11 protein-coding genes are annotated in these 23,225 nt (G+C 42.1%); 1 reads left to right on the top strand and 10 read right to left on the bottom strand.

Annotated elements, in window-relative coordinates; translation table 11 throughout:
- Positions 1 to 2: 2 nt before the first annotated feature.
- From H8B21_RS13245 to H8B21_RS13200, 10 genes are all read right to left on the bottom strand, one after another.
- Positions 3 to 1,877, bottom strand: coding sequence for a BNR-4 repeat-containing protein (locus H8B21_RS13245; protein ID WP_190314252.1), 1,875 nt, complete (start codon positions 1,875 to 1,877; stop codon positions 3 to 5).
- Between the two features lie 6 nt (positions 1,878 to 1,883).
- Positions 1,884 to 4,460 carry an alpha-L-arabinofuranosidase C-terminal domain-containing protein gene (locus H8B21_RS13240; protein ID WP_190314790.1) on the bottom strand — a complete coding sequence of 859 codons (2,577 nt, stop codon included), beginning with the start codon at positions 4,458 to 4,460 and terminating at the stop codon, positions 1,884 to 1,886.
- Positions 4,461 to 4,723: 263 nt separating this feature from the next.
- Positions 4,724 to 6,202 carry a right-handed parallel beta-helix repeat-containing protein gene (locus tag H8B21_RS13235; protein WP_190314251.1) on the bottom strand — a complete coding sequence of 493 codons (1,479 nt, stop codon included), beginning with the start codon at positions 6,200 to 6,202 and terminating at the stop codon, positions 4,724 to 4,726.
- A 2-nt stretch (positions 6,203 to 6,204) separates the two neighbouring features.
- The gene (locus tag H8B21_RS13230) at positions 6,205 to 7,797 is read right to left on the bottom strand and encodes a RagB/SusD family nutrient uptake outer membrane protein (protein ID WP_190314250.1); all 1,593 of its coding nucleotides are present in this window, start codon (positions 7,795 to 7,797) and stop codon (positions 6,205 to 6,207) included.
- 9 nt (positions 7,798 to 7,806) lie between these two features.
- The gene (locus H8B21_RS13225) at positions 7,807 to 11,085 is read right to left on the bottom strand and encodes a TonB-dependent receptor (RefSeq protein WP_223815022.1); all 3,279 of its coding nucleotides are present in this window, start codon (positions 11,083 to 11,085) and stop codon (positions 7,807 to 7,809) included.
- Positions 11,086 to 11,327: 242 nt separating this feature from the next.
- Positions 11,328 to 12,554, bottom strand: a complete 1,227-nt coding sequence (locus H8B21_RS13220) for a FecR family protein (protein WP_190314249.1) — start codon at positions 12,552 to 12,554, stop codon at positions 11,328 to 11,330.
- Positions 12,555 to 12,617: 63 nt separating this feature from the next.
- Positions 12,618 to 13,202: an RNA polymerase sigma factor gene (locus tag H8B21_RS13215; protein WP_190314248.1), complete on the bottom strand. Its 585-nt coding sequence runs from the start codon at positions 13,200 to 13,202 to the stop codon at positions 12,618 to 12,620.
- Positions 13,203 to 13,233: 31 nt separating this feature from the next.
- The gene (locus H8B21_RS20830) at positions 13,234 to 17,283 is read right to left on the bottom strand and encodes a hybrid sensor histidine kinase/response regulator transcription factor (RefSeq protein WP_190314247.1); all 4,050 of its coding nucleotides are present in this window, start codon (positions 17,281 to 17,283) and stop codon (positions 13,234 to 13,236) included.
- A 79-nt stretch (positions 17,284 to 17,362) separates the two neighbouring features.
- On the bottom strand, positions 17,363 to 19,729 hold the full coding sequence (locus H8B21_RS13205; RefSeq protein ID WP_190314246.1) for a glycoside hydrolase family 127 protein: 2,367 nt from the start codon (positions 19,727 to 19,729) through the stop codon (positions 17,363 to 17,365).
- A 31-nt stretch (positions 19,730 to 19,760) separates the two neighbouring features.
- Positions 19,761 to 21,662, bottom strand: coding sequence for a family 43 glycosylhydrolase (locus tag H8B21_RS13200; protein ID WP_190314245.1), 1,902 nt, complete (start codon positions 21,660 to 21,662; stop codon positions 19,761 to 19,763).
- A gap of 447 nt (positions 21,663 to 22,109) precedes the next feature.
- Here H8B21_RS13200 and H8B21_RS13195 point away from each other — a divergent pair, with 447 nt between their 5' ends.
- Positions 22,110 to 23,225 (top strand): glycoside hydrolase family 88/105 protein, encoded by a 1,116-nt coding sequence (locus tag H8B21_RS13195; protein WP_190314244.1) that lies wholly within the window; start codon positions 22,110 to 22,112, stop codon positions 23,223 to 23,225.

The following is a 23,225-nucleotide window of genomic DNA, read 5'->3' as shown; positions in this document are numbered from 1 at the left end:
ATTCATGGTTGTAAAGTTTTTATTTCATCCTGCGACAAGGCTCGTTTATATACTTGCATGTCTTTAATCGCTCCTTGATATCCGCCTAGTATTATCTCGGACAGTGACAGTCCTGTTATCTCTATATTTTGGTCGATAAGCCCGTTGATATAAGTTTTCAATAGGCCTTTTTCGTAGGTTATTGCCAGTTGAAAAGTATCTAATTTTGTGGGTGGATGCCATTGTCCGCCTGTTCCTCTGTTTTTCGTTTTCCATACGTCAGCAGTTCCTAATGCATTGATACTTTTGTAGGTATCGTTCTTAATCTCTAGATAAGGTTTAGGGTGTTCGCTCTTTTCAAGTCTATAGATAAACGCGTCGGTCTCCAGTAGTTTACCGAAGTAAGCGTCGTGATCGATCGATAAGGTCATCACCATACTGAATTGTTTGGATTTTCGTACGCGGATGTTCTCGCGATGTTCGACGGAAATTTTACCTGGGCTTTGCTGTAATATTTTTCCTTTTGCGATATGGATATTGCTGGTTGGAATGGACATGTTTGTATGTATCCCCGTAGGATAGCCCTTTGGGCGTGATGAGCTGACGATCCAATCATAATAATCGCCGTACATCCAAGCTAATCTTAAATCATTTTTCGTGTGGGCAATTGCAAAGGGACGAACATTGTTTTTCGGCGAGTCAAATGTGAGCTGTTTGGTGGATACCAATTTTCCATCTACATCCACGGTAAACTTTTTCAGTTCGTATATATTGCCATGTTTTCCATTTACCGGAACGGAACCGTAAATGATAGCTGGATTGGCTTTGTCGATGGCCATACCTCCACTATAGCACTTCTCGATATCAGGTGTCTGATGAAAATGACCTCCTGCATTGGATAAGTATGTTTTTTGCCATTCCTGCCCGTTCCATCTGACATGATAATAATCATGCGACTTCTTATCTTCACTTATTCGTACCATGGCAATAACTGGGTGATCTTCATCCTGCACAGAGATTTCCCATAGCCAATTTCGGAAAGGAGCATCTTCCACGACAGCGTCGGGATAGCTGTTTTTATAGGCGGGAGTGGCGTCTACTTCGTGTAATGTTCCGTCGCCAATGGTGGCCAATGTTTGTCCTTTAATATCTTTTAAGTCCAATGTCTGGATGTCTATATAGTTAAAATAGATATAGTTGACAGGTTGATTGTCTGGGTGGGTGGTCGTATAAGCTAAGTATATTTTGTCTTTCCCATTGGACATGTATTTTGCATACGGTCTAACACCTCTTTTTCCTTTTTGCGACTGCACAATCTGATAGGGACCGCGATCAAATTGAACAACATCATTTTTATCAGGCAGGGTGAGACGTGCGACTGTAGGGTGCCAGCCTATTCCACGCCAACATAAATATATATGGTCGGGATCATCGGAAAGGATAAACGGCGATGGATAAGTCGTATTGTGGTCTGTCTCCAACCGCACTTCTCTTCCCAAAGTCGTTATATCACCAGGTTTTTGGGAAACACGATAATAGAAACAGCTTTCATCGGTATGACGCGAATAGAAAACCATGATACGCTCGTCGGGTAAAACCAGAAAAGTCGGATTATCATGGTCATCCGGTTGAAACCATGAACGAATCAATACTTCGTTTGTGGTATTGGTGAGATGGTTGATTTGGGTCGCTTTGATATTACCGTGTATATCGATATAGCCGATATAGGTCGTGTTGATCGTTCCCTCCTCATTTTCATAAGAAATAGCACGGGGGTCGGCGAACCAGCACCAAGCACCTTCTTCGGTGAGTGTGTTTGTCTGTATACCTTCTTGTCCCCACGCTGTTATAAATAAGAGAAGACAGCTTATCGATAGAAAATATGTTTTTCTTTTCATTTAGTTTTATTTTTTCTCCTTAAAGCGGATGACGGTCAACGAATAAGGCTGTAGTTTAAAGTTATTTAGATCGATTTTTGTATCGATCGGTTTAGCGTCTTTATCCGCTGGTGTTCCCGAAAGTATAGTCGCTTTTACGTTTTCGCTATCCACAGCCAGTTCGGAAATATCGGAGGCCATAGCAACTTCTACAGGTAATAAATTGACCAGCTTCAGGATAATATCGCCCGAAACTTCATCTCGTACGATCGATTTTCCTATACGTTTCCGGACGTTGTCGTCGCTGTTATTTAATTGGAGGTCGCTAAAAATATATGCGTTGCCCGCGTGTTGCCCGAATAATTGCTGCACGTAGTAACCCACAGTGGGGTTCACTTCGGTGTTGTCAAAATAAATAAGGTCTGGATTCCACTGCGTGTTACCTGTTTTGGCCAAAAGGGGGGCATAGGATGTCATGGCGACGATATCGCCGTTACGCTCGATATTGCAGAGATGGAGCGCTTCCGCCAAGGCTGTTTCGATGGTGCTGGCCCGGCTGGGGATATGGGCGGCATACTCGCCGAGATAAACCTTTGCGTTTGAGCGATCGTATTTGTCGTAAAAATCCTGGTTGTGGATGTACCAACCTGGCGGATTATAATAATGTTCATCCATATAAGGTATCTGTAACGTCGAGGCTAATTTCCATCCCTCGATATAGTCTGTCCCCTCATAAAAAGGTCCTGCCGTTCCAATAACATGGATTTCGGGATGTTTTTCCTTAATCGCATTGTATATCATGGTAAAGCGTTCTTCGAAAATATCTGTGATCAGGTCTTCATTCCCAACACCGATATACTTTAGGTTGAAAGGCTCAGGATGGCCGGCTTCTGCTCTTTTCTTTCCCCAAACCGTATTTACACCCCCATTGGCGTATTCGATAAGATCCAGAATATCTTGTACATAATCGCCCATTTCTTCCATCGGAATTCCACACTGTTGCCCAGCAAGAGCGTGTCCGTTGTGTGCAGAATTCTGACAAGGGACACCCGCGGCAACGACGGGGATCGGTTCTGCTCCAAGATCTTCGCAAAATTGGAAGTATTCGAAATAGCCCAGACCGTAGGACTGGTGATAGCCCCAAATGTTTCGCTGGTGTTTACGGGCCTCGAGTGGCCCTATGGTATGTTTCCAGTGATAGATATTATCGATGCCGTTGCCATGCGCGACACAGCCACCCGGAAAACGTACAAAACGAGGTTTCATATCCGCAATGGTCTGTGCCAAATCTGCGCGGAGTCCGTTTTTATGATTGCGGAAGGTGTTTTCCGGAAATAGGGAAACCATATCGAGATTTACTTTACCTGCTTGTTGCAGCTGGATGACTAGTCTGGCGTTTTTAACTGTAGCACTGGATGTCAAGGTCAATTCGTGTTTTTTCCAAGTTTTAGATAATCCTTTAATGGTGGTCTGACCGATTGCTTTTCCATTTGCATCCTCTAGCCGTATTTGGAGATTGACAGTATTGGCGTCCGGTGCACGCGCAAACAACGAAAGGTTATATTTTTCATTCGCACGGACAGCGATGCCGCCAAAACCTTCGTTAGCGAGTCCACCACCTGCAGTGGCTTCAAGTGTAACGTAGTGTTTGTTGTTGATATGGATAGGCGAAACCGTGTCTATCGATAGTTTACTGTGGGCATCGTAGGCGTTCCATGCCGTCAGGCTATTCCATTCTTTTCGGATATCGGGAGCATATTCAAATCCCCGGTTTTGAATGAGTTCGGCATAAAGACCACCGTCAGCCGCATAGTTGATGTCTTCAAAGAATATACCGACCAAAAGATCACTGATTTGTCTGGTGTCATCTTTTCTTACGTTGATGGTCGCTTTTACGTCCTTTAAATCATGAAACCGCTGGCCATCATCCGTCATTCTTTCACTATTCAATTTCGCTTTATATGCAGCCAGCTGCTGAGCTTTGATGATATTATCTACGGTATGCCAAGCTACTTTGTGAAGTGTTCCCGACTGTTCTCCATCGGGTAGCGTAACTTTTTCTTTTTTCGGTAAAAAGGATGTTGTTTTTTTTGCAGCGGAATAGTGCTTAAAATCTTTGGTGGTCACAAAATAGGCTTGTTTTTGTCCTTTGTTACTTGTCCAGCTAATCGTATAAACATCGTTTGTATCGTCGTATGCAATCATTGGCTCCAGGCAATTTCCATTCGATAAAACAAGCGGATAAGATTGCCTGCTCCATGTAACAAGATCGGACGAGCTGGCATGGGCAAAAGCGCCGTCTTCATTATTCAAGCTCCATACGCAATGCCAGGTGCCGTCCGGTGCGCGAAATAAAAAAGGATCAAACATTTTCTTCTCTGCTCCCCAAGGACCGTAGTCTGATTTTACAAAACTATGCTCTGGCCCGACGGGATGCCAGGTGTGTTTATCTAAACTCCAGGCAACATGTAGGCCGTTATGGTAATTATTTTTTGCTGTGCCATAAACAAAAATATAGGCAGAGTCCGGTTCGTTTGCGAAAAGAGAGCTTTGCCCTGAAAAAAATAGACATAATACAAAAAAGGAAATAACGACTTTTCTCATAAGATATTTGGTATTCATGATCTTCATTTTAGTTTATATGTTACAGGTCGCTTTGCGAAACACTGGTTAACCTAATACAAATGTAAAAATAACATTTATTTTGAGTAATGAACTTTTGTTTCAAAATTGTTTGATGATGATTCAATTGAAGTCTTTTATGGCGTTGAGCTTCTGTTTTTTTGTTTGTAACAAAAAAAACCGGTGCTAGCTAAAAGATAAGCTAGCACCGGTTTAGAGCGAATTATGTCAAGATGTATGACTTACTATTTGCTATTAAAATAATCCTCAAGTGCTACACGGTCGACATAGGAGATCGTTGCTTTTCCATTTGCGATACTCTTTGTTTTTAAAAACTTTTCTTTGAGCTGATCGGGAGTCATGTTCTTTTTAAACTCGAATACATTGTTCGTTTTCAAGCTGTCTGTATTCGCGTAGCTACCATAAAATCTGTTTCCTTTGATCAGGTTGTCTGTAGATTTTTGCAGATCGATATTCGAAGGCTCTACTGCAATAAACTCGTTTTCCAATATTTTCGTTTGGTTTGCAAAGCCACCCCACGAATCTGATGTGATCACAGAACGGTGGGTATCTTTGGTAAGTTTGTTGCCCGCGAAAATAAGGTTGCGAAAGATGGTTGTCTGCTTTACCGGACCGGCAATATGTATGGATGGTGAAAACATTCCTATTCGGGTAGGTTTCGTGCGTTGGCCGTCATTAATACTGAGGTTATATTGTACGAGGGTTCCGATATTTCCTATCTGTTCGGTCGACTCGCCGGAATTACAGATCAGGACGAATCCACCATCATTGTCATGACTGTAATTGTACTGTATCGTCGTATTGGTACAGTTGTAGTCCGAGTCAAATCCTTGTGCATCCCAAGGCGCCTTGTGGTCGCTTACCTCATTAAACTGAATGGTCGTATTGTCGCAACTCCATGGCCAGAACCCGGCAGCAGCCTCTGTCTTTGGCAAGGTGCCGGGACAATCCATCATTTTATTGAATTCGATTAAGGTGTTAATACACCCAATGGGTACGATGCCGTCACCGGGTACGCCCCGGATCAAGTTGTTTCTCACAACGGTGTTCGTGCTCGGAAGCCATCGTTCATCCCGCTGCCAGTGTGCGTTCCAAATCATGGCGTTCCGTTGGCAATTGGTGATTGTACAATGTTCTATAGTCAAACCGTCGAAATTGGAGCGTTTCTTTTCTCCCCGGCTCTGAATAAGTATACCGGAACCGCCACCAGCTTCTTTCACCAAACTCCCATTAACATCCCGGATATCAAGAGAGCGTAAGATAACCGACTTCGACGTACCATAATCAATTGATTCTAATTTGACGCCGGTTCGTGTCGCCAAATCGGAAGAACCATGGTTCACGATTTCTAAATCGGTGAGGATTAAATACGAACTGTTAAAAACACGGATGGCATACAGAGAATTGTCGGGAGCATTGATGACAGGTTTATCACCGGCGCCGTAAGCAGCTATAAGAATAGGATTGATAAAGCTCCCTTCGCCGTTGAGTTCCAAGACTTCATGGAAAATAGTGCCACGTTTCAAAAGAACCGTATCTCCAGAGAGCAACTGTTTGGTGTTAACATTTTTAAACGTTTGCCAAGCAGATAGCTCTGTAAGACCATTATTGTTGTCATTTCCATTTTCAGCGTCCAGATAATAAGTTGCCGCTTGTAAAAAAAACGGGATGATGCCGAGTATTAAAATTAAAATTCTTTTCATTTTTACTTCCAAAGATTATGTTGTTCCATATTTTTGTTTGCATCTACTTCTGCTTGTGGGATAGGCCAGATATATTCCTGTTCTCCGCGATAGTTTCTTTTTTCATATAAAAAATAGGTTCCGATATTCGAGTACAATCCACGTTCTGCCTCGATTCTATCGACTGCGTTTTTTAATTCCTTCCAACGATACAGATCGAAGAGACGCAGGCCTTCGAAGGCCGTTTCAACCCGTCGTTCGTGCCGGATCATCGCGCGTAGTTCATTTGTTGTAAGACCAGCTCCTTCAACGTCTTCGACTTTGGGCATACCTGCACGTTCACGCACCTGGTTGATATAGCTAAAGAGCTCGGATTCCGAATATCCTCCTTTCTCCAATAACGCTTCCGCCAAGGAGAGCAGTACCTCTGCGTAACGTATCACGTAAAAATCCTGCCCGGAGTCCCAGGAATCGTTGGACGATTGAAGCGGATTAAAATATTTAAACACATAAACGGTAGAGCGGGAGGGAGCAGCACCGCCATAAAACGCTGCATTGTTATTGCCCCACTTCATGCCGGGAACGAATAAGGTTGCTTTTAAGCGTGGATCGCGGTTTTCATAACGGACAGGATCGGGGCGATCGTTTTTCAAGTCGTTAGGCCCTTCTCTATACAGAGCCGATTCACCAATAGGCTTCCCGTCCAAGCAGTAGAAATCGTTCGCCAGATCCAGACTGCCATTCTCAGCTTCCAACGGGGTATCATAATGCGCTGCAAAGGAAGACCCTTCCTTGAGTCCCGGGCCTTCGAATCGCACACCGAAAATAATTTCGTTGCTATTCTCGGCAGATTGGGTAAACAATCGCGTGTAATCCGTATAAAGCCCATAAGTTCCTAAATCGACTACTGCTTTATAGGCATCGACTGCCTCATCCCAGCTCTCATTGTATAAGGCAAGCCTTCCGAGAATAGCTAATGCAGCGCCTTTGGTTACCTGTCCTCGCTGTTCCGGAGTAACGGGTAGGACTTCAATCGAAGTTTTTAGATCTTGTGTTACTTCTCCTACAATTGCGGCTCTTTCTGTTTTCGGCTGGTCCGCATTCTCCATGGTTAACTCTTCCCGAATGAACGGTACATCGTTGTAAGTCATCGTCAAATTGATATACATCAGCGAACGGATAGTTACGGCCTCCGCTTTCATTATTTCTTTTTTGCTCGCATCCATTTCAATATTATCGATACGGCTGATGAGGGTATTGCACCGATTGATGACTTCGTAACATGCTGACCAAAAGTTACCTATCAGGGAACTCGTGGGGGTATGGATACCGTTCGCAATATCGTAGCCGGCCATCCATCCATCCCAGTTGAAATGCCCTCCGTTGTCGGTTAAGTTATCCATCATGGCGAAACCTTTTTCCCAGGGACCACCATTATATAGGTAATTGTTCTGAAGGCCGTCATAACAAGAAGTGAGTCCCATTACAGCATCTTCTTCTGTTAGCCAGAAAGTTTCGTTGGAGATTCCCGTCAGGGAGTTTCTGTCCAGAAATTTGTCACTGCAGTTTGTACCCAACAGGCATAGCAGTACAGCGTATATATATAAATTCTTCATAGCTTTTAATTAAAATGTCAGGTTAATCCCAAAAGAATAGGTTTTTGTGTTTGGGTGGACATCGTTTCTCATATCCCAGCTGGCTTTCTCGGGATCATATTCTTTAATGTCACTAAACGTTAATAGATTCGTGCCGGCTAAAAACATACGCAGTTTCGATGCGCCAATTTTTTGTGCCAATGACCCATCCAGGTCATAACCGATTTCCAAGCTTTTTAAACGGAGATAATCACCTTTCGTCAGCCAAAACGAAGAATACCTATCATTGAACGGGGAGCCTAAGCGGGGCATCGATCCGTTGACATTCTCTGAACTATACCGATCTAGCCATCTTTTTGTTAGATTGCCGCCATTGGAGATGGTGGTCTGTTCCCAGTTGAACCTATCAAGCCCTCCGATACCTTGCCAGAACATGGAAAAGCCAATATTTTTATATTGAAGTCCTAGATTAAACCCGTATTCAAGTTTAGGAAAAGGATTTCCTATAATAGCCCGGTCACTATCGTTGATATTCCCGTCTTGGTTTACATCCAGGTACATAATATCGCCCAATTCCGGAGCGGTGTCAAACTGTGTTATAATCTTTTCTGTTCCATTTATATTTGTGGTTCTATTCAGATCGTCAGCGGTGCGGTAAAGTCCGACTGCAATCAGTCCGTAATAGGCATTTATCGGATTTCCTTCGCGATTAATGGTATTAGTTCCATAGTTGTCTATTCCACGATTGTCGATTATCTTATTCCTTACGGCAGATAGGTTTAATCCGACGTTCCATTTGAAATCGTTCTTTCCATCGGTATAAGCACCGATAAGCTCCCAGCCTTTATTTTGGACCCTTCCAGCATTTTGATATGGAGCTGAAAGCGATCCGAGAAAAGATGGTGCCATGGCAAGGCGCAAAAGAATATCGGAAGTTTGCTTGTTAAACCAGTCGAAGCTTAGCGAGAATTTATTTGAAAAGAGTGTTAGGTCTATCCCAATGTCCGTTATTCGTGTGGTTTCCCATTTTATCTTGTCATTGGCAAGTTCTGTTTTTCGTAAACCGGTAGATAATACATCTCCGAAATAGTAATTACCACCTACCTGCAGGGCTTGTGAAAAGGCATAGTTGCCGATCTCCTGATTTCCGAGCATTCCCCAGCTTCCCCGAAGTTTTAGGTTGGAAATGAATGCCACATTTTCCATAAACGGTTCCCGATCGATGTTCCATCCGGCGGAAACCGATGGAAACGTACCGTAGCGATGTTCCCGCGGCATCCGTGACGATCCATCATGCCGTACATTCAATTCCAACAAATATTTGGAATCATAGTTATAATTGATTCTGCCGAAGAATGACTGCAGTGCTGTTTCATAAGCAGAACCGGTAACTGCTGGATTTAATGTGCCTGCATCGATTTCGTATATATTATCCGTGGGAAAGTTTTGAATATAGGCTGAGCCCAGATCCGTTCTGCTTAATTGCGTAGAATGGCCGGCTAAAACGTCCAACCGGTGTGCAGATTGCTCATAATGATAGGTGAGAATATTTTCGTTGAGCAATGTCGTAGACTTCTCACTATAGTCGTTTAAGCTATTTGTCTGATTCCGCATTAATAGACTGCCCTCTGCATCGTAAATTGCCGTTCTGGGTGAGAATGTCGAGATATCCTGTCTAAAAATCTTGTAACCTAGATTCGATTGAAAGGACAAATTCTTTACGATTTCAATCCCTGCAAATATTTTTCCATCGAAACGTGTATTCTCAAAAGTTTTATTGCCCAAATGTAGAGACTCTATAGGATTCTTAAAAATAGTATGGGAAAGTGAGGTTCCGTCGACATATCCATAATGTCCGTTTGAATACCGAACAGGTACGGTAGGACGTGTAAACCAACTGACCATGCGCATAAGCCCTTCTCCCGAAACTTCGGTAATCGGTTCTTGAATATCCTGTTTGCTGCCGGATAGATTTAAACCTACATTTAACCGTCCGAGTTTCGAGTCGACGTTGGAGCGGAATCCATATCGGTTGTTGCCTGTATTCAACATAATGCCATCCTGATCCATATATTGACCCGAGATCATGAAACGCGAATTCTCATTGCCACCGTTTACGGAAAGGTGATGGTGATGCATGCCGGCAGTTCGGAACATTTCATCAAGCCAGTCCGTATTCGCAAAACGATCGGGATCCGTTCCGTCTGTTATTTTTTGTAACATTTCGGGTGTGTATACTTCGGCGCTCTTTGCCTCATTGAATGCTGTCGCCCACTCCCTTGCATCAAGATAATCGGTCATGATATTGGGCTGCTGAATGATATAGTTTCCGGCATACGAAATCTGTGTTTGTTGTGCCTTTCCCCGTTTAGTTGTTATCAGAATAACACCATTCGCCGCCCGAACGCCATAGATAGAAGCTGATGCCGCGTCTTTCAGCACGGTTACATTTTCTATATCGTGAGGCGCAATATCAGCAATTTGGGACACGGTACTCTCGATTCCATCGATAAGGACCATCGGATTGTTATTATCGCTCAGTGTACCGATTCCGCGGATTCGGATTTCCGGACTGTCTTTACCCGCTTGTGCACCATTGTTGGTTAACACCATGCCCGGTAGCCGTCCCTGTAACATGTTGGTGGGATTTGCTATCGGAGCGTTTGCGACATCCTCAAAATTGACGGATGCAACAGAACCCGTTAGATTGACTTTCTTCTGCGTACCATATCCTACGACGACGGTCTCTTCCAGGATATTCTCCGATGGTGAGAGCTGTATTATTTTTTTGCCCGTTAGCGTGGCAGCCCTTACTTCCGATGTCTCATAGCCGATATACGTTACGATTAACACCGGATCTGCTACGTTCGTAACAATCTCAAAACCGCCGGAAGCATCTGTTGTTACTTTTTTGTCGTCGCCACGGACGGCTATAGTAGCACCAGCTACAGGTTGGTTGTTTTCATCGACTACCTGACCAGATACATGTTGCTGTAATATAGCTTTGGATGGCGCTTTTGGCGATGGTGCGATAACAATAGTTTTATCGGATAAAGTCCACGTTAGATGATGGTTTTTTAATATGGCCTCCATGGCATCCGGTAGCTCTGCATTCCGAATGTCGACAGAAATACGTGTATTGGCAATATTGGCTCCCCGGAAGAAATAGGTGTATCCCTGTTGTTTTTGAATAGATCCCATAATATTTTTCAGCGTCTGGTTGTTTGCTGCAACATTTATCCGCTGGGCATTCACACGTGCCACGCATTGGAACACCGAGAGAATTATCAGAAAGATCGTTAATTTCATAAGAAAAAAGATTCGAAACACAAAGCGGTAACAAGACCACCTCAAAAATGGTTTAAAAAACATAGATTTGTAATGTTAGATTGGTAACTAAGTTTATAAGCGCTAAGTTTTCCACTTAGCGGAAGCCAGTCGACACTTTTCTCCGGGTGATGTTGGTGGCATCGCCCGGTTTATTATGGTCGACTTGGTGTTTATCTGCGGCTATGCTGATTGTTTTATAATTTCCTCCTTTCTGCTTGTGGCTAATAAGTTTGTTCGTCCTGAATAATTAATTTACGGTGCGTTCCTTGTGCTTCTAACTTAAAATTTAAGCCACTCTTTTTTAAGATATCAAGAACTCCGCTTAGGTTTTTCCCCCTATCGATTATGCCAAAAAACTCGAATTTAGGCGTTGTGCCTTCATAAACAATATCGATATCGTACCATTTTGCAAGTTGAGAAAAAGCTTCTTCTGGAGATACGCCATCAAAGTAAAACTGTCCGTTTTTCCAGGCGATAAATTGTTCAACATCGACTTTTGTCTTTGAAAAGCGCTTCCCATTAAATATACTCTGTTGTCCGGGGGTAAGTACTAATGGGGCTTCTTGGATATTTTCGCTTCCCAATGCGACTTTTCCTTCGACCAATGTTGTTATTATTTCTTTTCGTTCATCATAGGCTGATATGTTGAACTTTGTTCCGAGTACCTTTAAGGTCTGGTTCTTCGATTTTACAATGAAAGGAATCTCATCCGTAGAAACTTCAAAATAAGCTTCTCCTTCCAATTCTACAGCGCGCTGGTTTCCTTCAAAGTGTAATGGATAATGGAGTTTGGAACCAGCGTTCACCCAGACTTTTGTCCCATCGGATAAGGTGACATGGTACTGGCCACGTAGAGGGACTTCTAATGTGACGATGGCGTTTTGTGGGGCGGAACTGTTTGCTATTTCGATCTTTCGTCCGTCTGCATAAGAAATAGTAGTGTTGTCAGCGATGATGCCGTCTGCATCGTTGTCCAAATCTATTGTCTTTCCGTTTGGTAACTTTAAAATCGCTCGATTGGTGCCGGGGGCGATGTCGGAAAAATGTGTAGAATGGTTCTCGGATGGGTAGGGCACATCGCTCGTTTGTTTGATATAAACATATATTGAGCTAAAAAGAATAAGTATCGCCGCAGCATACTTTATCCAATTTAGTGCGCGTTTTGAACGAGCTCTAATGGGTTTTGGTTGCTTTTCGTCTTGTCTGGTACGTTCTTTGATCTTTTCGGTTAGGGCAGTTAGCTTCGTGCCCTCTTTTTGACGTTCGGCGATCCGATTATAAATGGAAAGATCTGTGAAAACTTTATCGGCCGTCTCTAACTCCGAAAGCAGTTTAACATTTTCGGCATCTGCATTTAACCACTCACGAAATAACAACGATTCTTCTGTTGTGAGTTCGTTATGAAGATATTTTTTTATAAGGAAAGCTATCAATTGTGTATCCAGCATCTTTCTTGTTTTTTAATATATACCGGATTTTAAAGAGAATCTTAGTAAAAAAAGAAAAATAATTTAGGGGTGATAAAAATAGGCCAGGAGCAGCACACTGTATAGCTCAAATTTCTTCTTTTTTAAAAGTAGGCGTAAAGTAGCTTGGGCTTTTGATTTTGCATAAAATACATTGTTTTTACTGGTTTTTAAGATATCACAGATCTCCTCTGTTGAATAACCATCCAAAAAGCTCATTTTAAATATCAATGCTTGTTGTTTAGGTAGCTTTTCAAGTTCGTCATAAATTAATTTGAGGAATTCAGCGTAAATAATTTTCCGATTTATATCATTATCATCGGCAATGGTCAGTGATTCTAAATCATAGTCTAAAACGGGTTTGTTTTTTTGCTTGTCAAGATAATTCAGACATGCATTTCTGGTTACCCGGAATAAAAAATTCTGCAAATGCAATTCATTTTTTAAAAGATGTCTGTTGTGCCATAGCTTCACAAAGCTATCGCAAGCAATCTCTTCTGATAACTGTTCGTCCCGAACATGCTTATAGGCGAAAAAGGTCAACGTCTGGATGTTGTTCTTGATATAATAATCCAACGCTGCTTCATCGCCCTTTTGTAACCGATCAAAATAATTTTTCCGTTCGTCCATAACCAAAGCTTGTGGTGAATATACTATTTTGCTATTCCTCCCGCGACGTTTTCTGATATTCCGAAGGCGTCATTCCAAATTCTGCTTTAAAACAAGTAGAGAAATAACGGGGATCCGAAAAGCCGGTGGCGAATGCAACTTCACTAACAGAAATAGATTTATCTTTTTCCATCATCTGGCAAGCATGTTTCAATCGGATATTTTTAACAAATTCACTTGGCGATAGATCCAATAGCGCCTTTGTTTTTCGATAAAGTGTGGATTTGGATAATCCGAGCGCGTTACCAAGCGCCACGACATCAAATTGATCATCGGTGAGATTTTCCTCTACAACACTGATCATCTTTTCGAGAAACTGTTCATCTTGCGGCGTATAATCCAAAGAAGAAATATTGATTTGTGGGCTTGCTTTGAAGTCTTCCTGTTTTGTCCGCTTGTGTACTAAAAAACTATGTATACGTGCTTCTAAAACCTTGAGGTCAAAAGGTTTGCTGATATAACTGTCGGCACCGGCTTGATAACATTCTATACGGTCGTCTATACTGTTTTTAGCTGTTAATAAGATAACGGGGATATGGTTTATTTCGGGATCTTGTTTAACACGGCGGCATAAGGTTAAACCATCCATAACGGGCATCATAATATCACTGATGACAATATCGATTTCCTGTTTCTGTAAGATAGCCAATGCTTCTTCACCCTGCTGGGCGGTAACCACATGGTACGTTCTTGAAAGCACACTCTGCACCGTTTGTAATAAATCTATATTATCCTCGACGAGCAAAATCGTGATATCGTTCCTGCCTTCTACCTGTGGAAGCGGTGTAATCGAAGAATCTGGTACTTCTTTTAACAAATTGGCCGAATCAACAAAGCTGTCGTGTAATTCGCGTAATTCCTCCGCTGTATAGGCTGCTTTTTCAACAGGGAGACATACCGTGAACGTAGAACCTTCGCCTACTACACTAACTACTTCAATAGAGCCATGATGAAGCTCCACAAGCTCTTTTGTTAATGCCAATCCAATACCATTCGTTTCTTGTTGTTTAGCCTGTCTATTATTATAAAACGGAATGAATATTTTATCCAGCTCCGTCTGCGCAATGCCCATACCGGTATCTTGTACGTTGACAACTAAATGAAGAAATTCTTGTATACGTTCGGTATGAAATGCAAGTTTTATGCTCCTTCCGCTGGGTGTATATTTAAAAGCATTTGATAGGATATTAAAAATAATTTTATCAAGCTTATCCGCGTCAAAATATCCTTCAGGTATACAATTCCCTTGAATAACCTCGAAGTCCATGTTTTTACGTTTAGCTAGCGGACTGAAATAAATCGTGCAGATATTGGTAATAAAAGCGATAAGATCTTCGCGTCCTACACGTAGTGCCATCTGTTGATTTTCAACCCGCTTAAAATCTAATATCTGTTGTAGAAGCCTTTTCAATCTGTCTAGGTTAAACCGCATTTTGTCAAATTGGGAAAGGTTCTTCTTCGTGATCATCTGCACATCATCGATCAGACAGGATATAATGGTAAGTGGTGTTAACAATTCGTGCGATATATTGGTGAAGTAGCTCAATTTGGTCTGTACAAGCTTATTGGCGTTTTCTTTTTCGATTTGAGCGATCCGAAGATCACTTTGTAACTTGAGCCGATTAACATAAAATCTGATAATGCCGTAGGCAATACCTAAAGCAAGTAATGCATAGAGCATATAAGCTAGATTACTTTCGTAGAATGCCGGTTTCTTGCGGATTTGCAGGCGTGTTACTTCCGAACTCCACTGATTGTCTAAATCTGTTGCTTTGATCAGGAATGTGTATTGCCCTTTCCCCAGATTATTGTAGGTTGCAAATAGACGTTCCCGAGGTGCGTATACCCAATCTTTATCAACTCCCTCTAATTTATAGGCATATCTTATTTTACCCGGGTGCGTATACTCAAAAGAAGAAAACAGAATCTCTAAACTTTGATCTTCCGGCTCGAGCACAAGCGATTTTCCACGAAAATCATATTTCGCATGGAGACTATGGGATATAGCAGATTGGTTATTGATTTTAATATCAGAGATAACCACAGCGGATTTATGATTCGGTGCAAAAGAAGATTCCCAAAATTGGACAATGCCATTATATCCACCAAAATATACGGTTTTACGAGCTTTATCCGCCGTAAAAGCACCTTTTGTAAACATACTGATCGGGATACCATCGCTACGGCTATATTCAAAGATACGGTTGTCCTTGGGTAATAATTTATATACTGCCCGGGTGCTGGAGAACCATACCGTACTATCCAGGCAAACCACATGCAATATTTGATTGGGAGATAGCAGTTGACTATTTGCATATTCCTGTACCCGCCCGTTTTCCGTATGAAACGAAAGTAACCTGTTATCTTTTGTCCCTATCCACAGGTATCCACGGCTGTCCGCGTCCATTGTTTCCATCTGGTCGGTTTTTAATCCGACTGTTTCTTTGCCTATACGACGTGTGGATTTCCAGCTCGCATGGTTGTCCACTTGATAAATACCGTGATCTTTTGTGGCAGCCCATATATTGCCTCGGGCGTCTTGGGATATAGCTACAATATATCCGTTTATACCCTCTACTTGATATAATTGTTCGTTTCCTGCTTTTCTGTACATCATGCCGCGGGTAGTTCCGATCCATAAATTCCCCTTTGTATCTTGAAAAAGATGGTGGGGAACACCAATCTCATTAGCATATTGGGCTAAATCAATTGTGCGTAACAGTGTGAGGTTTCCACTTTCTTTTCGGAACACGTTCATGATCGTTCCATATGCACCGCCTACCCACAGTTCATCATCCACCTCCAACGCACAATTAACCGCCCGTATCGATAGCAAGTCCTTAAAACGGAGATTGCTATAAGTCTCTAATTCATTCGTTCCCGGGATAAACTTTCCTAAACCGATGCGTTCCAGATTGAACCACAATTGATTTTCATGGTCCTGGTAAAGCATATTGAAGTTTGGCGATATATTATATCTTTGCTGAACCTCAGGCAACTCAAAGCTGCGCATAACTGGTTTGTCAAAGCTAATGGTAGATATCCCTTTACCGCTTATAGCGAGCCATAGCGTGCCGGAGCGATCTTGGTAGATATCTTGGAAAAAATTAGACGTATATTGAAACAGGTGGGAGAAATTAAGTTCTTCGATGATATTGTTATCATTGTATTGAAAAGTAGAAATACCCGAATAAGATAAAACCCAGATATATTTCTTTGCATGGTCTTGTATGATATTATATACCAGGTCTTCCTTTCCAACTTCCCGTCTTTTATTTTTGATGATAATTTCCCGGTACATGTTTTCTTTGTCTTCCGGATTGAAGAGAAAAAGACCATCTCCCCAGGTGCTTATCCAAAACTGTCCCCGGTCATCCTGCATTATTTTAAAAGGATTGTTCCGGATTCCTATGCGCGGAAAAGCAACAAATTGCTGCTTTCTTTTATCTAATTTATAAAGCCCCGCGTCCCAGATACCTGTCCATATCTCTCCATTCTGGTCTTGGAATATAGCGTTGATACTTCCGGGCGGGATAGAATTTTTATCTCCCGGCTTGTGCTCAAATGCGGCGTATAAACTAAAGTCTTTATTGTACACATAAATCGCGTTGGTCGTTCCTACCCAAATTTTGGATTCTTTGTCTACCAAAATGGTCGCAACGCGGCGTCCTTTTAAGTTTGCATCTGGAAATGGTAAAATACGATACGTTTTCTTCTCTAATACATAAAGACCATTTTCGGCACCTAATAAGAGCTGACCGGCGTTTTCGTTAATGGTCAAGATAGTTTGGTGGGGCGCAACCGTTCCATCTTCGTCTTGAAGCTTAAATGTTAGCAGATTGTAAGCGTCGAACCGGCTTAAGCCGTAGGCTGTAGCAAACCATATATAACCCTCGCTATCTTGGAATGTTTTATTTACTGTTAATGAAGGAAGCTCCTGCTCAATTTTTACAGGGGAAATCCCGATTTGCTGGGCAAAAGAGGGATATACTCCTATGTAGAAGAAAATAAGAATAAAGTGGTATGCTAATGCTTTGGTCACGATTTATGTTTATCTGTCGGACAAAGGTACGGAAATGCTACAACTAAAACGGCGATAATCAAACGGGATAAACCCTTAACTAATCTGCTTTGATGATTCTTATTTCGAGTATTTTATGGCTGGTTGATGGCGTATCGGCAGCGATCTTGACTTGGAAGGTTGCCGCTTTGTTGCTATTTGGCGGAATAGCGATCACGGCCGTCTTGACCTCACCGGAGCCCAAATTATCCTGTGGTAGCTTTCCGATCTCCTTATCGTTGATGAGAACGTTCGTTTTTCGGTTTTCCTCGTCTAAATATCTGATAAATAATTGTACGTTTTCCTTTGGATCGGTTTTAACGGCATAACTAAACCAACCTTTTGCCTCTCGCCAGCGGACGTCCTCTATACTGCCTGCCTGCGTGTTTTCTTCTTTGATGAAATGATCTGATTCTGGCTGTTGTTCACCGCTAACAACCCGGTCGATCGTTATACCGGCCAAACGCAGTGATTCTCTTTCTTCGCGTTCTGTTTTTTCTTGGAGGGCAGCAAGCTCTTCCTCCGTTGCCTGCGGCCAATAAATGATATATCGGGCCTCGTGCGTTTTGTAAAACGGTTCAAGTTCCATACTAAGCTGTTCTTTTCCTAACCGTAGACCAGAGAGTTTAAAGCGTAGCAGACCATTGTCTACTCTTTTTACCAAATTAGGAATGTTATCCGGCCGAGTAGTTAAGATAGGCATATCGCGTAATGGAATTTGCCTGCCACGTGCCACATGGCCCATCCGGCTATCATCAGCAAACAACCCCGCTAGGTCTTCTGTGCTTGTAGTTGCGGCTAACACAAGTGGACCATAAAGTATGCTGTAGTAGTTAGAACGATCGGGAAGCTGCTCGGTATGAATGTGCATAGGAAGTTCAACCGACACGCGGTCGCTCTTTTCCCATTGACGTTCGATCGTAATCCAACCCTCTTCGGATGGGATAGCATCATACGGCTTACCGTTGAGTTGAACGACAGGTTCGCCTGCTAGCCAGCCAGGTTTACGGATACGTAAGGCGAAAGACGTAGCAGACTTCGGGTGCACCGTAAATTGTATTTTGTTTTCCGTTGGGAAGTTATTCTCTTGCACAAGCTTGACGTTTTTCTCTTGCCAATTTAAAGTAGATGGAATAAAGAGATTGACAAACAGGTCGTCACCGCTATGGGCATAAATCATCTCGCCATATTTTGCATGGTTTTCGATACCGGATCCAACACAGCACCACATGCTGGTATGAGGTTGCGAATAGACGCGATAATGTCCAGGCCGCATCTGTGTAAAATAAACAAGCCCACCTGTTTCTGGATTTTGTGTCGATAGGATATGGTTATAAAGGGCGCGTTCGTAATAATCGAGATATTTGCTTTTCGGATCGGTTTGATACAACATACGTGTCAGTCGCAGCATATTGTAGGTATTGCAGGTTTCGGGACCTTCTATGCTCTGGATCATTTTAGAAAAATCATCAACAGGATTAAAGTGTTCGCTCACACTATTTCCGCCAATCGATACAGACCGTCTTTCGATGACATTTTCCCAAAAATAACGTGCTGCATCCGCCCATTGATCGTCTTCGAAGAGATCCGCAATACGCTTGAATCCTAACACTTTCGGAATCTGTGTGTTGGCATGTTTACCGGTAAGGTAATCTTCGTGCGCTAACAATGGATTTAAAACCGCTTTCTGACTAAACTGTTTGGCAAGTACGAGGTATTTCGGATTTTGCGTGATGGCAGCCACGTCGGCGAATGTTTCATTGAGTCCACCGTGTTCGCTACGCAACATATCCTGTATTTGTTCTTCGCTCAGACCCTCAACCAATGCTATCGCCCAGTCTGTCATTTTAACCAGCATTTCTTTAGCCATTTCATCGCTGGTCAATAAATAAGCATCGCGTAATCCGGCATACGTTTTATGGATATTATATAGAGGTACCCACCGTTCGTTTAAACTGAATCCCCCGGCTTTGATTTTTCCCCGTTTCACTTCTTCCCAAAGCTCTTTCCCTTCCGGTACACCGCCGATATAACCATCACCATTGGCATCTTGACAACGTTTCAGGTTACGGAGCATATGATCAAGCCGCTCTTTTATACGGGAGTCGCCTGTGGAAGCGTACATATGGGACAATGCAGAAACATAATGTCCACCGATATGGCCGTCTAACCCTGTATTCTCCCAATTGCCGTAACTTTCTGTAGGCGAGGGGAGGTTTGCCTCGCGGAGAAAAGGCGTGAGGAGACGATCGGCATCCAACTCCAATAAATAATTTAAATCCAGTTCCTCTGCATGTTTAAAAGGACTTGGTAGCAAGCGGACATCACGCAGCTCAAAATAGTCGATCTGCTTTTGTGTTTGCGCCTGTAATACGGTTCCGATCGCAGTGGAAAGCAAACATATACTGATAAGTTTCTTTAACTTCATACGAATGATACTTTAGTAACGAATGAATTGTTTACAGCGTTGGGACAACCGGTTTTATACTGCCGTCTTCGTTAAATTCCATTTTATCTATACATACTTCCCGGTGATATCCCGCTGCGTCACCCATTTTGATGCCGTTCGGACGGCTGAATCGGTGATAAACAATATACCATTCATCCTTGCCCGGAATTTGCAGAACCGAATTGTGCCCCGGACCGTAAATACCCAATTCGGGATTTTTAGTTAAAATCAGGTTGTTTTCGGGTATTTCAATCGGTCCTGTGGGCGATTTGGAAGTGCCGTATCGTACACGATAATCTTCGCTACGCGTATCGTTTTCTGACCAGAGGAAATAATATGTTCCGTTGCGGTAAAACACATAAAAGCCTTCGCGGAATGTGGCATCGGGCGTAATAACCTTTGTCGTATTCTCTTTTAAGGATACCATATCGTCGTTTAGTTCTGCTACAGCACCATAACCATTGCCCCAATAAAGGTAATATTTTCCATTCATGGGGTCACGGAATACATCTGGGTCGATTTCCTGTCCGCCCTTGATACCTGCCGGCTTTGTTGCCACAAGTGGCTTGCCCGAATCGGTGAATGGCCCTGTGGGGTGGTCAGCCACGGCAACACCGATTTTTTGAGCAGCGGTATAATAGTAATAATACTTGTATTTATTTTTTCCAATTTTCTTTTCGATGATGGCAGGTGCCCATGCATTTCTATCTGCCCAGGAGACGTCTTTTTTAAGATCTAACATCGTTCCCTCCGCTTTCCAATCTTTCAAGTTTTCAGAAGAAAACACTTTAAAATAATCGCCTGCCCACCCCGTATAACCATCGCTGGTAGGGTACAGGTAATATTTGCCGGTTTTTTCAGCATAAAGTATTTCCGGATCGGCATGATACCCTTCTAATATCGGATTATTTTGCGGAACGTGCGCGTAGTTTTTTGGTGCGCCATAAGTATTTAACAAATGTTCAAGTTCTTTTCGTGTAACGGGAATAATGCTACCATGACGGGGATGGAAATCCATACTGATTTGTTGATCGATGACATGGAATTGATCGAGATCACAGCTTTCACAAAATTGATAAGTGCCTTTCATATAAACATCATACATCAGTATATATTTATCTGTATTTGTCAATTTGAATATACTTGATCCTTCGACGGCCTCTTTGGTCTGTTGTTTATAGTCTGGTTGTTCAATCCAAACGCCCGATGTCAGATCATCGGTCATTGCCTTTTTTAAGCCGTTGCTATCACCTTCCGTTTTATAAAAGAGATGGTATATACCGTTTTTATATATAATATCCCCGTCAATACAGGATTTTTTGCTTTTAGGAATAAATAACCGTTTCGGTTCCCCTTCCAGATCGGTGAAATCGTTATTAGCGTAAGCATAATAAATAATATCGGGACCATCGCCATGTTGCATCGACCAATACACCATATATTTTTGTGCTTTTTCGTCGAAAACCGTTTGGGGAGCCCAGACACGTTTTAAATTTTCTTGATTGGCGTATTTTTGTTGTATATTGATGACATTAGATGTCCAATCAGTGAGATTGTCAGACGTTAAAAGGATTAACGCCCGGTTGGAATCCCATCCTTTAGAAGATGTCATATCCGTCAATACCATGTAAAAAGCTTGACCATCGTGACGACGAAGTATATGTGGATCCCGTACGCCACCAGTGGAGCTGATATCACTGGATGCCAGCACAGGCTTGTTCTCATTTAAAGCAAAATAGTTATATCCGTCAGTGCTAATAGCATAATGTACCTGTTCTTCTTCTACAGCATTGCCCGTGAAATAGGCAAAAAGATAGGCGACATAGTCCTTTTCCACTGGCGTACGATATTGTCCATTGACAAGGATGATGCTGCAAACGAATAAACAGAATGTAAATAATTTCTTCTTCATGGTTTATCTTAAATATTTGTATATACTATTTAACAAGATTGCATCAGCGTAATGTCTATATAATTATGTAAAACGTATACACATCTGGCTAGCTGTGTGTGCCTATATCATATTGTGATTTAAATATAAAAATTGTACGCTTAATTTAAGTGTTTTTTTTACATTTATTTTTTTGTAGGCCTTTCTTGCAAAAGCAAAACTAACGAGTAGCGGTGTTTATGGTGTTGATATTTGTGTCAAAGAGGTTTGAATATGTTTCAGATCGCGTAAATACGGTTAGGGTTTGTGTATGGAAGTGTTCATGGAATTTATTATTATAAAGGCTTTTGAATCAAATTTAGTGGATAAATAGTTTGAAATTGAACATGATGGCGGTAAATGGGAGGTATCTTTGTAAAGTACTCTTGTGCAAAAATGTTTAATCTATAAAATTTAACCAGAGAAAAAATGCGTGTAAACCTTATCATTTGTTTTTTATTTTTGTTTTCATCAGCTTCTTGTAGTCATCGATTGACTAAAGATGATGTGTTGTCTAAATTGAACTTAGCAAACAATTATTGGCAAGAACATCATAAACCTACTGCTTGGGCCTTTTGGGATGTAGCGGCTTACCATACAGGGAATATGGAACTATATAAACTTACCCAAAATGAATCTTATCGCGCGTATTCCGAAGCGTGGGCAGAACACAATGAGTGGACAGGAGCGAAATCGGAAGATAAAGCAAATTGGAAATATTCGTATGGTGAGAAAGACGATTATGTGCTTTTTGGGGATTGGCAAATCTGTTTCCAGACGTATATTGATCTTTATAACTTAGACCCGAAACCTTACAAGATTGCTCGGGCTAAAGAGGTGATGGAATATCAGATGAGTACAGCCAATAACGATTATTGGTGGTGGGCCGACGGTTTGTATATGGTTATGCCGGTGATGACCAAGATGTATAAATTGACCGACAATGATCAATATTTGGAGAAGATGTATGCGTACTTAAGCTATGCAGATAGTATTATGTTTGATGAAGAGGAGGCGTTATATTATAGGGATGCAAAATATGTTTATCCAAAACATAAATCGGCAAATGGAAAGAAAGATTTTTGGGCTCGTGGAGATGGATGGGTGTTTGCCGGACTGGCAAAAGTGTTACAAGATCTGCCAAAAGACAATCCGCATTATGATTATTATGTGCGCCGATATAAAGACATGGCAGAGGCGATAGCCAGGAGTCAACAGAAAGAAGGGTATTGGACGCGCAGCATGCTAGACCCTCAACACGCTCCTGGACCAGAAGCCAGTGGTACTGCCTTTTTTACGTATGGGTTTTTATGGGGGATAAACAATGGGTTCCTGCCCGGGGAAAAATACGGCAAAACAGCAGAATTGGGTTGGAAATTTTTAAGCGAAACGGCTTTGCAGGACGACGGTCGGATAGGCTATGTACAGCCAATTGGAGAAAAAGCTATCCCCGGACAGATTGTCGACGCAAATTCGACTGCCGGTTTTGGCGTTGGAGCCTTTTTATTAGCTGGAGTTGAAATGTACCGTTATTTAGACAGGTAA

The sequence above is a fragment of the Sphingobacterium chuzhouense genome (assembly GCF_014692525.1).
Classification (GTDB): domain Bacteria; phylum Bacteroidota; class Bacteroidia; order Sphingobacteriales; family Sphingobacteriaceae; genus Sphingobacterium; species Sphingobacterium chuzhouense.
The sequence above is the reverse complement of the archived record's forward strand: the minus strand, read 5'-3'. Positions and strand labels throughout refer to the sequence as shown.